The following is a 14241-nucleotide window of genomic DNA, read 5'->3' as shown; positions in this document are numbered from 1 at the left end:
GTGACGATCAATCAAGAGGCATCTTCAACTGAAGATGGCAAGCTCAATGGATTGCTGAGCAAATTTGATGATGCGGTGCGCCTGCTTTCGCAGGCGCCTGCTTTTTCTAAACCGGCGAAACTGCCCCGCGTAATGGATACTGCGCGCCGAATCTTGATGCAGGAGGGTGGCTGCGCTGCCCTCGAAGCACGCGCGGCGGATTTTGAATCCGCCGGTGTGTTTGCAGGTTCAGACTGGGAAACCCCACAGTTCCTAGTACCTACTCTCACTACGTTCTCTCTGAAAAGCCCTGACGCCAATGTGGTCGTTATTGAGGCGCTGAGTGAGCTGCGACTTTTAGCAGTCGCCAAAGGTGATTACTTACATGCTCTGGTATCCCAAGAGCATGCACACCACTATTTAACCCAAGTAATGGCCATCAATCTGTGGCTGTTATTTAACGCACCTAGCGAAGCCGAACGGGAAACCCAGGGTCGATTAGCGACTATTCCCCGGCAACTGTTTCAACACCTAGCCGACCGAATTGGCTACGAACACGTTATTGATCAGCTAATTGATGAAATATGGCGCATTTTAAAACAGCGCCCTATACAGGTTGATCCCATAAAACAGATGATCACCCAAATTGCGCTGTGCCAAGTTAATCCAGCCATTGACTTGGGAGCAAGTGGTCAAGGGGCTGACAGGCTGGTTAGTTCACTTTTCGGGCCGACCCAAGCTTGTCGTGAAGACCCCGGCGTTGAGCTATACCGTGAACGACTGGAGCGTATGGATAACGCGGCTTTGCAAGCGGAATCCACAGGCTTCGCCCGTGCGATGCATGACACAGGGCTGGTGTCGCCCTATCACACGATACTGATGCGCTATTTACTCGAAGAGGGCGACCACCTTCTATCAGAGGCACTGGGTCTCTCGTCGACGGGGCGTGACTGCCTACTCTGCTATCGCGAGCTAGTGCATGCACTGATTCGCGGTGGTGTTTATCCCGCCACAGCCCAAGCGGTGTATGGCTTGGCACTGTTACTGGAGCGGGGCATTCTCTATCAACCCCCGGTTGCCCCAGCGATGTGGCGGCAGCTAAATCTAAAGCTTTCAGAGTGGTCAGAAGCACGCTTGAATCTTGCTTATGGTGAAGATGCATCACCCCGCGCACGTTTAATTGAAGGTGTGCTTTGCATGCTAGGACTGCCGCTGGGTGTAGGACAGGGCAACAACCCTACCTGCCAGTCAGCGAGAGCGCTTTCTATGTGGGCTTATAACGACCCTGACTATCTACTGCAAATGGTGGCTTGGGCTGCGCGTGATGATGAAATCATTATGCATTTCGAGGGTCAGCCAATCTCTTCAATGGAGAGCGCCTCAGGCGTTGCCTCCGAGCTTCCGATGGACCTCGACCCAGCCTCGTTGATCGTTGTCCCCCATCTTGACCGTATTTACGCTGAGATGGGCAGGCGCTGCATTGGCCGCGAAGGCGATCCCCACCGCTGGGTTAACCCAGAATTTCACGGATGGTGGTCAGGTCGGGGCTTTAGCATCAACGTTGATGTTGCCTCCGGCCAACTTAGCGGCGTAGATAGTTTTATTCGTCACTTCTACGCCAGCTATCACCCTTACTACAATGGCAACCAACCGCTAATTCATCCTCAGCCTGCTGGCATTGCCGTCACTGACAGTGCTGCCCGGTTTATTGGTTGGCATGCAATTACCATTTTGCGCGCCTCACTAGATCCCAACGATGTGATGAGGATCTATTTTTACAACCCCAATAACGACAGCGGCCAAGATTGGGGAGACGGCGTTAAAGTTAGCACCTCAGGTAACGGAGAACGCTTTGGCGAAGCCTCACTCCCCTTCGAACAGTTCACGTCTCGATTATATATTTACCACTTTGATCCGTTGGAGCGTGGCGAGTTAGCCACAGTAACGGAAGAAGAACTTGAATCTGTAAAAGGCTATCTGCATCGCAGCTGGGGAGCTAGCCGCTTACCCCCTACCGAACTGCAGGCAGACAAAGGGCCACATACTCCGTAGCGAGACTCGCTAGCAGCGTTTAATAACCGCCATATTGACGACAATGACTCAACTAACACGATTAGACCAATTATTGGTCAGCCAAGGGCTGGCCAGTTCACGTACACGCGCGCAGCGATTAATTCGCAACGGTCGCGTGTTTCTTCAAGATGGCACGCCACTCGTAAAACCATCCGAAAAATGGCCGCTGGATACTCCACTTCATATTGATGAAGACCCTGAGGAACGTTACGTTTCCCGGGCAGGATTAAAATTAGAGGGCGTTCTTAACGCTCTAGACATGCGCCTGGAAGGGTGCATCGTGTTAGACGTTGGCCAATCAACGGGAGGTTTTACCGATTGCTCACTTCAATTTGGCGCCCGACATGTTATCGGTGTTGAAGTCGGGCATACCCAGCTAGCCGAGTGCTTACGTGATGACCCGAGAGTCACGTGTCTTGAAGGCTTAAATGCTCGTCACATGGCATCATCGACAGCCCTTCAACACGCCGTGGCTAAACACCCTATCGATATAGCCGTGATGGACGTTTCGTTCATCTCGCAAACCCTGATTTTGCCTGAGATCGCCGCCCTTCTTCCCACTGGGGGGCAACTACTCTCATTAGTAAAGCCACAGTTTGAGTTAGCACCAGGCGCACTGGATAAGCGTGGCATCGTGCGTAACGCTAGCCGCTATGCAGAGGTAGAACAAAAGATACGCGATGCTTGCACAGAGTGCGGCCTAGTCATTAGCCACTGGCAGGAAAGTCCGATTACCGGTGGTGACGGTAATCGGGAGTTTTTACTGTTCGCCACCAAACATGAAGAACCAAGCGTTTAAAAACCAGTACTTAAACACAAGCCCCTCGATGCTAACCTAGTCATTAGCTTAGGTTATCAGGAGGCAGCCGGTTAGCTGACTGCACTTTAACTGACTCGCCTCGGTCGCGGTGCAGCCACACGTCCATCTGCTCGAAGGCCACCCTAACGCCCGCTTCACGGAACAGCTCGTCGATCCGGCAGTTAACTTCGTCAGCAGCAAACAAGCGGTCAAGCAAATCGTTAACGAAAATGCGCAGCTCAAAATTCAGGCTGTGCGGCCCGTAGTTCAGGCAGAAAACCTGAGGTTCTGGGTCTTCTAACACTCGTTCATTTTCGTCGGCAGCCTGGCGCAGCAATGTATGCACTAAAGGCAGATCAGACCCATGAGCAACACCGTAAGTCAGCACCACGCGGGTCACGTTATCCGAAAGTGACCAGTTAATGAGCTGGTCCGTCACAAACGTTTTGTTCGGAATGATAATTTCTTTTCGGTCAAAGTCGGTCACGGTAGTCGCCCGGATGCGAATCCGACTGACCGTGCCATGTAGATTACCCAGCGTGATGGTGTCACCAATGCGAATTGGGCGCTCAAACAGAATGATCAAACCAGAAATAAAGTTGGCAAATATTTCCTGAAGACCAAAGCCTAAGCCCACGCTCAGCGCCGCCACCAGCCACTGCAATTTATTCCAAGAAACGCCCAGCGTGGCCAATGCCATCACTACGCCAGTACCAACAATGGTATAAGAAAGCAGCGAGCTAATGGCATAAGCACTACCCTGCTTTAAGGACAAGCGTGAAAGCACCATTACTTCCAACAAGCCAGGCAAGTTACGCGCCATAATGAACGTGATGGCAATCACAAGTAGCGAGGTAAACACATCGGAAATCGATAGTGCGTCTCCGACCAAATCCCCCTCTTCCGCATCCCATATTGACACTTGGTCTAAATAACTCAGTACCGCCAGCAGGTCTGACCACACCAGATACAGCAGGGCACTGAAGCCAATCAACAAAATCAACTTTGATAGGCGTAACGACTGAGAGTTAATTTTCTCCATATCCAAAGGTGGCTCTTCAACGACCTCCAGCCCACCTTCTGCGCCCTCTTGTACTTGAGCACGACGTCTAGCGAGCGCACGCCGGTAAGCTAGCCGCCGTGCTGCAACGGCTAAACTACGTACGACCGTGGCCTCAACGACGACCCACAAGCCCAACAGGTAAAGGGTGATTGCAAAGCGAGCAACTAGCCGCAACGCCGTATACTCATATCCCCACACCACAAGTCCAAGGAGTACTAGCGGCACTGAAGCCATCGCTAGACCTAACACCAACCGGAAGAGTCGCACTCCGAAAAATGGCACATGGGCCAGGATTAATAGTGCCAACCACCAGCTCATTGCCACCAGGCCCGCGGCAAACAGCCCTATCGCCACTGGGCGCAACGCCAGCGGTGTTTCCATTTGTCCAGAGAGCGCGGCAATAACAACCACGGGCGCTAACGCCAGTCCGAAACCACCCAGCAGCTTACGCAACCTCGCTGTATAAGCAGGAGCCCAGGTGAAATGGCGCTCAGCAACCCCGTCATGAACGAGTAGCCGACGGCCCCAAGCCACGACAGCCCAACTAAGCGCCAGCTGCAGCAGCGCTGGCGAAACACTGCTTGCCAAGGCACCTTCAGCCTCACTTAGGCCTATGCCAATACCTGCTAACCCCAACGGCCCTGGCAACGCAAGCAGAGCGTTTAGCAGCACCGCCTTGGTGGTATGCAGCTGAGTATCGCTTTTCAGTCGACCAATTTGTGAGTGAATGAGCGCAAGCCGTGCTTTAATCCGCCGACGCAGCCCAACCAGAACCACGCCAAGCAAAATAAACGGCGCGCCAATCAGCATTTTCCAAGAAAAACCTTTCCACTGAGAGGGCAAAACCGCCCGCCACTCGCCTTCTCGCCACTCCAGTTGAAGGTTGTGGGGAATTTGTCGTAACCAATTGAAATCTAGAGGACGGCTATTAGCTACCCAGAATAGCTGTTCATCAATGGTCGCCCGTAAATCGCGCGTCGTCTCTAATAGCTGTTGTTGATTAAGTTGAAGTTCAATAGCGGCGCTCAGCAGGCTACCGTAAGATTGTTCAAGCTGCTCTACCAATTCACGGCGCGACTGATAAAGGCGTGTTAGGGAGTCCACCAAGCCAGGCGTGACGTCAACCCCTGCTTCCTGCAAGCGCTGGGTCGCTAAGCGATCGCTTTGGCGCAACTGATCACGCTGCCGAATCAAATCAAACTGTTTGAGACGCAAATCAGCAATTTCATCTTGTAAATCACGCCTTGGCGCGACTAAAGGTAACGACTGGCGCTGCTCTCGAAGAATACGCGACAACAATTGGCTACCACGAATAGCATCAATTTGTTCGTTCAGGCTACGCTGAAGTTGCCGCACATGATCTAACTGACGCTGGGCTTCAATATTCTCACGTATAATGCCATTCGCTCTATCCGTTGTTCGCAACAGTTCAAGGCTCAGTGCTTGGTTCGCTTGCTGAGCATTGAGCACCACAGGGTGCCCTTCAGCGATCAGTGGATCATTCTTTGCGGCGTCAGCAATTGCCTGCTCAGATTGTAGCCGCCGCTGACGATCAATGACGCCTTGCAATAAATTAAGCTGCTGCTCCTGCTGGTCTATTTGCAGCTCAATGAGTTCCCGGCGCTCCTGGGCCAACTCTCGCAGCCGACTGTTGGCACTTAGTTCACGCTGGTTAAGGTTTACTTCCTGCTCTGCAAGGGCTCGCTCAATGCGCCACTGAATTAACTGTGCATCGTGGCGTGCCGATAGTTGCCGATCACCCAGCAAGGCTTCTCGCTCATCAGACTGACGGCGTAAACTTTCAGTGCGCTGTAACGCATCTGAAATTGCTTGCTGAGCGCGCTCAGGCAGTGTTTGCGCGGCCAACAGCTGGGAGTTAACTTCGGCTAATTGGCTTTGAAGCCGCTGAAGCTCCACGACGGCCTCTGCTTGCTGCGCTTCCAGCTGATTCAGTGGCATATCACTAAGGCTATCCACCGACAACTGTCGGCTTTGTTCTTCCGCTTCGTTCAGCTCACGCTCTAGGCGAAGCAATATTTCGGGCGCTTGGACAACCCGTTGCTCTAATGCCTCAATGCGCTCTTCAACCGCGTGCAGGCGCTCATAGCCTTGTAGCGCAGCCGTCAACGCTTCTTTGACCTGAGTTTGCTCGGTGGTTAGCTCGCTTTCTTGCGACTCAAGCTCGGCTAATCGCTCAGATAGCTGCTCCTCAGAGGGGACCTGATCAAGCAACGCAGCCTGCGCGTATACGGCACCAGCAGTCGTAAACAATAGATAAATAAAGCAGAGCTTGAGGAGTGCCTTCAGTACATTTTTGACCACGTTAGATATGCCTCATCGACATGGATACTACTCCAATCAGGAAGATCGCCATTGTCAGGCGTTCTGGCTTCTTACGCAATCTAACGCGTTTGACGAACGGGAGGAGTTGACTTACGCGATGGGCGTGTATAGAAGAGTCTCTGATAACTGCCTTTTATTTATTTGCGAGCCATTTTGATGGTCATTCGAAAACTGCTGTTAACTAGTTTAATTGTTTTGCTAGGCACTGAAAGTGCCATTGCAGAGACCCGCGAGGAAATTGAGGCTCGTATACGCGCACTCAACAGCGAACTTTATCAGTTGCGTCAGCAGCTGCAACAGGTTGAAGATCCGGCAGGAAGCGAATCCACGCCCGCTCCGCAGTTGCTTCCAGAAGAGATGGCGCTTGAGGATCTCAGTGAACGCCGCCAATTTGAGCACGAGTCGTCACGCAATCCGTTTGCGATTACGACTCACCGAACTAATTATCTTTTCCCAATTAGCTATAGCACCAACCAGAACAGCGAAAACTTTCGTAGCATTTCCGCAGACTCTCCACCTAACGACGTCGAAGTAAAATTTCAGTTCAGCGCTAAATTCAACCTCGCAGAGGATGTGTTTGGCGACATTGGCGATGTCTATTTTGCCTACACCCAGCGTAGCTGGTGGCAGGCCTATAATACTGATGCTTCTTCCCCCTTTCGGGAAACTAACTATGAACCTGAAATTTTTATTGATTTTGATAACGCCTGGAGCGCATTAGGCTGGGTAAATACGCGCAATCGTCTCTCTTTCATTCATCAGTCTAACGGCCGTTCAGACCCGCTTTCACGCAGTTGGAACAGAGTTTATCTGGAAAGCACGTTCCAACGTGGTGACTGGGCACTATCACTCGCTCCTCATTGGCGCGTACCTGAGTCCAGCGGCGACGATGACAACCCAGACATAGAACGCTATGTCGGTTATGGCGATATCCGCCTGGCAAAACGACTCAATGGTAACCACGAGGTCGCGGGGCAACTGCGTGGCAACCCAAGCGCGGGTAACTATGGCACTCAAATAGACTACAGCTGGCCTGCATTTAACAATGTACGTGCCCATCTACAGTACTACTACGGCTACGGAGAGAGCATGATTGACTACAACAATCGCGTGCATCGTCTCAGCATCGGCTTTAGCTTAAACCCCCTGTTCAGTACGTCAGGGCTGAACCGATAGCGCCTAAGGTTGTCTTATGATTAACGGCTGCTATGCTGGAGTTGACACTTATTCATATTCACTCGTCAAAGGATGACATCATGGCTAAACGTAATACTGATACCTCTGCTCGTGCTGACCAGTTGAAGGAAGATCTCCGCCACCTGAGTGAAACCGTAGAAGAGTTGATGAATGCCACGTCAAAAGATGCAAGTGGCGAGATGCGTGACCTTCGTGAGCGCGCAGAAAAACGACTGAAAGACACCCGAGCGCGCTTAGAAGCTCGCGGTGAACGACTTTACGAAGACACGCGTGAAACGCTGTCTCAGCAAGTTGATTGCTGCGATCGTTACGTGCACGAAAACCCTTGGGCTAGTATTGGTATTGGTGCCGCGGCTGGTCTAGTGGTGGGTATGCTTCTCGGTCGTCGCTAATGGCTTTAGGGCCAACACAACGCGTATTCTCTGCCGCCAAACGTCTGCTGAGATCATTAGTCGCTAATGGTGAGACTCGGCTCCGTTTGGCGGTTTTAGAGTTAGAAGAGGAGCGCGCTCGTTTATTGACCCTGCTTTTGTTGGCAGGAGCCAGCCTTTTGTTGCTGTTGTTAGGCGTCGCGACACTTACCGCGCTGGTAGTCGTACTGTTTTGGGACACTTATCGGCTGACTGCGATTGGCGTGAGTGCAGGCGTTCTTATTGCCTTAAGTTTTTTACTAGCGGTTATTGCTATTCGGCAAGCCAAGCAACATACGCTGTTAAAAGAAACACTTAAGCAACTCTCCGCTGACCGAGCCTTGTTGGAGGTGAATGAGGATGACTCAACCCAACACCGTCAATAAGCCTCCCAGCCGAGCGGAACGCAAAGCCGCCTTGTTAGCGGAACTAGAGCAACAGCGTATCGATATATTAGTTGATAGCGATACGCTTACCAAGGCAGCCTCTCCGCTAGACAAGAACTGGCGCAGCCTTAAAGTACCTTTGTATGTGGTTGGTGGCATCGCCGCGTTGCGTATTTTGCGTCATCCAGGTGGCGCGATGGCGGTTGGCAGAAAAGCATTGGCTAGCTACATGTTGATAAGAAAACTGAAGCTGCTAGCGAAAGTGGCTAGCTAGCGAGTTACTAGCGATATTTTCTGAGAACGACGCTGGGCCATTTTTTATAAACGCAAAGTTTGAATGCTTTACGTATTGATGGCCCAGTTCTTGAGACTTATCAGCACGCCTGCCCACAAGCGACACCACTTGCCCAAGCCCACTGAAAGTTGTACCCCCCCAATTCCCCCGTCACATCGAGTACTTCACCGATAAACCTAAGCTGTGGTAAATCTTTCACGGCAAATGTTTTTGATGAAATCGCTTCCGTACTTACCCCGCCCATGGTTACCTCAGCTGTTCGCCACCCTTCTGTACCTGACGGTTTTAACTGCCACTGATTTAGCCGCTGCGCCCAGTGATCAAGCGCATCATTGCTGTACTCAGCCATAGGGCTGGTAAGATTGGCGTCTGGGTACCACTCTAGCAACGCTTGGGCAAAGCGCTTTGGAAAACGCTCTCCCAGCCAAGTGGACAGCAGACGCTTAGGGCTCGCATGCCGTGCATAGCGTAATACGTCAGCGGCATCTTCAGTTGGCAGTAAATTAATAGTGATCGCGTCGCCAGGTTGCCAAACGCTGGAAATTTGCAGCATCGATGGGCCTGATAGGCCACGATGAGTAAATAGCATTGGCTCTATATAGCGTTTCCCATTGCAGCTAACTTCGCATGGCACACTGACCCCAGAAAGTGCTGCTGTACGCTCTTTCCAGCTATCGCTTAAGGTAAACGGTACCAAGCCTGGGCGAGTAGGCAGAACATCTAAGCCAAACTGACGGGCAATATCATAACCAAACCCTGTCGCCCCCATCGTGGGTATCGAAAGTCCTCCCGTCGCAATCACTACCGTACCCGCGTCGATGCTTCCCAACGACGTGGCTAAGCGCATGCTATCCCCCATTCGCTCCAGCCTAGAAATTGACGTGCTGAGCGACACCTCGACGCCGGCCCATTCACACTCGGTGAGTAAGACGCTAACAATGTCTTTAGCGGAGCTCGCACAAAAAAGCTGGCCTGGGGCTTTCTCCACATAGTCAACACCATGCCGCTCTATCAACGACACAAAATGCTCAGGACGGTAACGCTTTAACGCAGAAATACAAAAATACGGATTTTCCGAGTAAAAATTCTGAGGCGTAGTCGCAAGATTGGTAAAATTGCAGCGCCCTCCTCCCGACATCAATATTTTCTTGCCCGCTTTTTTGGCATGGTCCACTAACAGTACACGACGCCCCGCGTAACCCGCTTGAGCCGCACACATTAAACCAGCGGCTCCTGCACCAATGACGACGACGTCGTAGACCATAAAATTAGGCTCCCAGGGTGAAAAAATGAGAGGCATTTTAACAGGTAAATAGCTCAAAATTACTGTACATTAAAAATTACATGTACAAAAAACGTACATCTATTTAACAAAATATCACTGTAGACACTTCACCCTCTAACACGGTGATCCCCTAAGTGGTATTACTAGGCATTTTGATAACACTGAGACGCTCATGCTTGTTTGTAAACGTATCTTTCTCTTCTGGTTGTTTACCCTGATATGGGCTAGTCCGCTGTTGGCACAGTCTCCCCCTCCGGTTATTGGGCACTACGCCGCCATAACGACTTGGTCTGATCCGCTTGAAGCATTAGGGACACTGAGTGCAGATGAAAGCGTGACACTTTCTGCCACGGTGACCGATACGATTGCCGAGATCAATTTTGAAGATGGCGAACAAGTAGAGCGCGGAAGGCTGTTAATTCGTTTAGAAGATGCTGAAGAACAGGCTCAGCTAAGGGCTGCGCAAGCCCTCAATGATGAACGTCGCAATGCGCTAGGCCGAGCCACCCAGTTGCAACAACGCAACCTCGCCCCGCGGGCTGATGTAGAAGACACCCAGGCTCGTTTACGCCAATCACAGGCTGACGCACAAGCGTTAGAAGCTAGGCTGTCAAATTATCGCTTACATGCCCCTTTTAGCGGGCGAGTTGGCTTGCGTAACGTCAGTATCGGTGCATTAGTAACGCCCGGCATGGAGCTTGTCACGCTTGATAAGCTAGATGTCATGAAGCTCGACTTTACCGTACCTGAAGTATTTTTAGGGCGTTTATCCAACGGCCTAAAGCTGAGTGCTACTACAGCGGCATTCCCTGACGAGCTCTTCAGCGGTGAAATCTCTAGCATTGGCACCCGCATAGACCCTATCACCCGCAGTGTTAACGTTCGCGCTGAAATGGTAAACCCTGGGCTGCGTCTGCGGCCTGGGATGTTAATGGAGGTCGTGGTTCAGCAACGAGTCCGCAACACCCTGGTACTTCCTGAAGCAGCGATCGAACCCAGTGGCAACCGCCACTTTGTGATGCTGATCAACCAGCAGGACGACACCTCTCGATTAGAGCGGCGAGAAGTCATCATTGGCGAACGACGAAGCGGTGAAGTAGAGGTGCTGGAGGGTATCAGTGCGGGCGACCTAATCGTGATTCACGGATTACAACTCGCGCGAGATGGCCAGCAAGTCAGGCTGCTAGGTATCGCTGATGAAGAGACGGATATTCGCACGCTACTGGAGGCTGATCGCTAATGCGTTTATCCGACATTTCAGTTCAGCGGCCCGTGCTGGCGATGGTGATTGCCACGCTGATTATCGCGTTTGGTTTACTGGCACTCAACCGGCTGCCCCTGCAAGAATACCCAACGGTTGATCCTCCTATTGTTAGTATTGATACCCGCTACCCTGGCGCATCTGCAAGCGTTGTAGAGACACGTATTACCCAAGTGCTCGAAGACCGTATCGCCGGAGTGGAAGGCATTGAGTTAATTACCTCGCAAAGTGAGGATGGTCGTTCGCGAGTGGAAATCGAGTTCGCCATCACCATGGATATCAATGCTGCCGCCAACGATATCCGCGATCGTATTTCAGGAGCACTGCGCAACCTTCCAGATGATGCCGATAATCCTGAGGTCACTAAAGCCGACAGTAGCGAGACGATTGTCGTGTGGCTAAGTCTCTCTGGTGCGGATTACTCGATCACCGAACTGACCGATTATGCCAATCGCTTTCTGGTAGACAGCCTTTCGGTACAACCCGGCGTGGCAAGGGTGCGCGTGGGTGGTGGACGTGATTACGCGATGCGAGTTTGGCTGGACCGCAATGCACTCGCCGCACGGGGGCTAACTGTTGGTGATATTGAGGATGCGCTACGTGCTGAAAATGTTGAGTTGCCAGCGGGCTCAATTGAGTCCGAAGATCGCCAATTTATTGTTCGTTTGCCGCGCAGCTTCGCGACCGCTGATGATTTTAAGCAGATTGCTTTAATTGAAGGCAGTAACGGTTATCTAGTACGTCTGGGCGATGTAGCGCGTGTCGAGATAGGCTCAGTAGAGGACCGATCTGTGTTTCGTGCCAATGGCGTCCCGATGGTGGGACTAGGCATGATCATGCAATCAACGGCTAACGTAGTGGAGCTATCGGAAGCCGTTCGACAAGAACTTGACCGGCTTCAAGGCACCTTGCCGGAGGGGATGTCACTCAGCCTTAACTATGATGCGTCAGTATTCGTTTCAGGCGCTATCGAACAAGTAGTGATGACGCTGTTTATCGCCATGGGGCTAGTCGTCGTGGTGATGTTTATGTTTTTAGGCAATCTGCGCACCACACTAGTGCCTGCAGTGACGGTACCGATTGCTGTCATTGGAGCATTTACCGCCCTAGCCGCCATGAACTTTTCGATTAATCTACTCACGCTATTGGCGCTGGTACTGGCGATTGGGTTGATTGTTGATGACGCGATTGTAGTGCTTGAAAATATCAATCGGCGTATGCACGACTACGCAGAAACACCTCTGGTCGCAGCATTTCGAGGCACACGGCAAATCGCTTTTGCGGTGATTGCTACCACGCTGGTGCTAGTGGCAGTCTTCGTTCCCCTCAGCATGCTGCAGGGGGATATTGGTCGGCTATTTTCAGAGTTCGCACTTACCATGGCGGCAGCGGTTGTTGTCTCAACCCTACTAGCCCTTACCCTCACCCCAATGATGGCTTCTAAGATTCTCAAGCCGGGCATGCATGATAGCCGGCTTAGCCAAGCCGTTCAGTGGCTGCTAACGGGCACCCAGCGTCGTTACCAGCGCGCATTAGAAATCGTACTCACATTAAAGTGGCTGGTCGTTGCCCTGTTTTTCTTGTTGATAGCCGCTACCGCCTGGCTGGCAACCGAGCTGCCCAATGAATACACCCCGCAAGAAGATCGTGGCAATTTCATTATCCTTGTCAACGGCCCAGAAGGCGCAACGTTTGACTATATGATGGACTATATGGATGAGATAGAGGCTAGATTGACGCCTTTTGTGGACAATGGTGAGCTTGAACGAATTGTGGTTCGTGCACCACGTGGCTTTGGTAATATCGAAAATTTCAACAGCGGTTTTATTATCGTCAACATGGCTGACTGGGGAAGCCGTCGTAGCGCTTGGGAAATCATGGCCGAGATTCGCCAGCAGCTACGAACACTGCCGGGTGTTCAGGCCTTTCCAGTGATGAGACAAGGTTTTGGACAGCGCACTCAAAAGCCTGTGCAATTCGTACTCGGGGGCGGCACTTACGAGGATTTAGCGCGTTGGCAGGATAGGTTGATTACTCATGTTCGTGAAAACAACCCACGTATTACCGCTATCGAAAGTAATTATGATGAGACCCAGCCCCAGTTACGCGTGGATATCAATTATGAGCGCGCTGCAGCGTTAGGCGTCACGGTGTCAGAGATAGGTCGAACGCTGGAAGTGCTACTCGGCGGGCGTAACGTCACGCGCTATGTAGATGACGGGGAAGAGTACGATGTCATCCTTGAAGGTGACCGCAGCGGTCAAAATAGTCCTGCTGCGCTAAACAATATTCAAGTGCGTTCAGCACGTTCAGGCGAGCTGATTCCGCTAGCCAGCCTGGTAACGCTCTCTGACTTCGCGGGTGCTAGCACGTTGAACCGCTTTGATCGCGTTCGCGCCATTACGATTGAAGCCAATCTAGCCGATGGTTATCCCCTTGGTGAAGCATTGGAATACTTACAACAAGCCGCCGACAATGTATTGCCTGAAGAGGTACAAACGAACCTTGCCGGGCCTTCTCGCGATTTTCAACAGGCCAGTGGCGCTACCATGTTCTTATTAGTGCTCGGTGCCGTGGTGGTTTACTTAGTACTTGCGGCCCAATTTGAAAGCTTAATTCACCCGTTTGTTATCATGCTGACCGTCCCGCTAGCCATGATTGGCGCCCTGCTTGCTCTGCTGCTTAGCGGACAATCACTCAATATCTATAGCCAAGTAGGCTTAGTACTGTTGATTGGCCTTGCCGCTAAAAATGGCATTCTGATTGTTGAGTTTGCCAACCAGCTACGCGATGAGGGCCAAGCGTTTCGCTCTGCCTTGATTGAAGCGTCGGTAACACGCCTGAGACCGATTCTAATGACTGCGGTCACTACGATGGCGGGTGCGATACCGCTGATACTATCAAGCGGCCCGGGTGCGGAATCACGGCTGGTTATTGGCACTGTCATTATGGCGGGTGTTGGCTCTGCGACCGTATTTACGCTGTTTGTCGTCCCGGTAGCCTACGATCTGCTTGCACGATACTCAGGCTCGCCTGGGGCCGTTAAACGCCAATTAGAAGAAGAGATAGCCAGCGCTCCTATCGCTCATCATACGCCGCTTAATACCCCCGAGCGCTAACATGAGCCATTGCGGAAGGTCATATAGCGGC

At 51.8% G+C, this 14241-nt stretch carries 10 protein-coding genes; 8 read left to right on the top strand and 2 right to left on the bottom strand.

What is annotated here, in order from left to right; all coding sequences use genetic code 11:
• The gene (locus NF683_RS13575; protein WP_253920238.1) at positions 1 to 2031 is read left to right on the top strand and encodes a hypothetical protein; all 2031 of its coding nucleotides are present in this window, start codon (positions 1 to 3) and stop codon (positions 2029 to 2031) included.
• A 43-nt stretch (positions 2032 to 2074) separates the two neighbouring features.
• Entirely contained in the window at positions 2075 to 2851 is a 777-nt protein-coding gene (locus NF683_RS13570) for a TlyA family RNA methyltransferase (RefSeq protein WP_089038630.1), read from the top strand.
• Between the two features lie 43 nt (positions 2852 to 2894).
• Here the strand turns inward: NF683_RS13570 and mscK are convergent, their stop codons facing one another.
• Positions 2895 to 6236, bottom strand: a complete 3342-nt coding sequence (mscK, locus tag NF683_RS13565) for a mechanosensitive channel MscK (protein ID WP_253920237.1) — start codon at positions 6234 to 6236, stop codon at positions 2895 to 2897.
• A 177-nt stretch (positions 6237 to 6413) separates the two neighbouring features.
• Here mscK and NF683_RS13560 point away from each other — a divergent pair, with 177 nt between their 5' ends.
• The 4 genes from NF683_RS13560 (at position 6414) to NF683_RS13545 (ending at position 8524) form a co-directional block, all read left to right on the top strand.
• Positions 6414 to 7433 carry a phospholipase A gene (locus NF683_RS13560; RefSeq protein WP_253920236.1) on the top strand — a complete coding sequence of 340 codons (1020 nt, stop codon included), beginning with the start codon at positions 6414 to 6416 and terminating at the stop codon, positions 7431 to 7433.
• Positions 7434 to 7513: 80 nt separating this feature from the next.
• Entirely contained in the window at positions 7514 to 7846 is a 333-nt protein-coding gene (locus NF683_RS13555) for a DUF883 family protein (RefSeq protein ID WP_030070257.1), read from the top strand.
• Entirely contained in the window at positions 7846 to 8250 is a 405-nt protein-coding gene (locus NF683_RS13550) for a phage holin family protein (RefSeq protein WP_089038633.1), read from the top strand. The genes NF683_RS13555 and NF683_RS13550 overlap by 1 nt, the downstream gene beginning before the upstream one ends.
• Positions 8225 to 8524, top strand: a complete 300-nt coding sequence (locus NF683_RS13545) for a YqjK family protein (protein ID WP_253920235.1) — start codon at positions 8225 to 8227, stop codon at positions 8522 to 8524. Before NF683_RS13550 ends, NF683_RS13545 begins: the two co-directional genes overlap by 26 nt.
• Before the next feature lie 100 nt (positions 8525 to 8624).
• On the opposite strand, the gene NF683_RS13540 is transcribed toward NF683_RS13545, so the two are convergent.
• Positions 8625 to 9809 carry a BaiN/RdsA family NAD(P)/FAD-dependent oxidoreductase gene (locus NF683_RS13540; protein ID WP_253920234.1) on the bottom strand — a complete coding sequence of 395 codons (1185 nt, stop codon included), beginning with the start codon at positions 9807 to 9809 and terminating at the stop codon, positions 8625 to 8627.
• Positions 9810 to 10002: 193 nt separating this feature from the next.
• Here NF683_RS13540 and NF683_RS13535 point away from each other — a divergent pair, with 193 nt between their 5' ends.
• Together NF683_RS13535 and NF683_RS13530 are read left to right on the top strand one after the other, a co-directional pair.
• Entirely contained in the window at positions 10003 to 11070 is a 1068-nt protein-coding gene (locus tag NF683_RS13535) for an efflux RND transporter periplasmic adaptor subunit (RefSeq protein WP_089038636.1), read from the top strand.
• On the top strand, positions 11070 to 14210 hold the full coding sequence (locus NF683_RS13530; protein WP_253920233.1) for an efflux RND transporter permease subunit: 3141 nt from the start codon (positions 11070 to 11072) through the stop codon (positions 14208 to 14210). The genes NF683_RS13535 and NF683_RS13530 overlap by 1 nt, the downstream gene beginning before the upstream one ends.
• The last annotated feature ends 31 nt before the right edge of the window (positions 14211 to 14241 follow it).

The organism is Halomonas sp. MS1 (assembly GCF_024182575.1).
Lineage (GTDB): Bacteria > Pseudomonadota > Gammaproteobacteria > Pseudomonadales > Halomonadaceae > Vreelandella.
The sequence above is the reverse complement of the archived record's forward strand: the minus strand, read 5'-3'. Positions and strand labels throughout refer to the sequence as shown.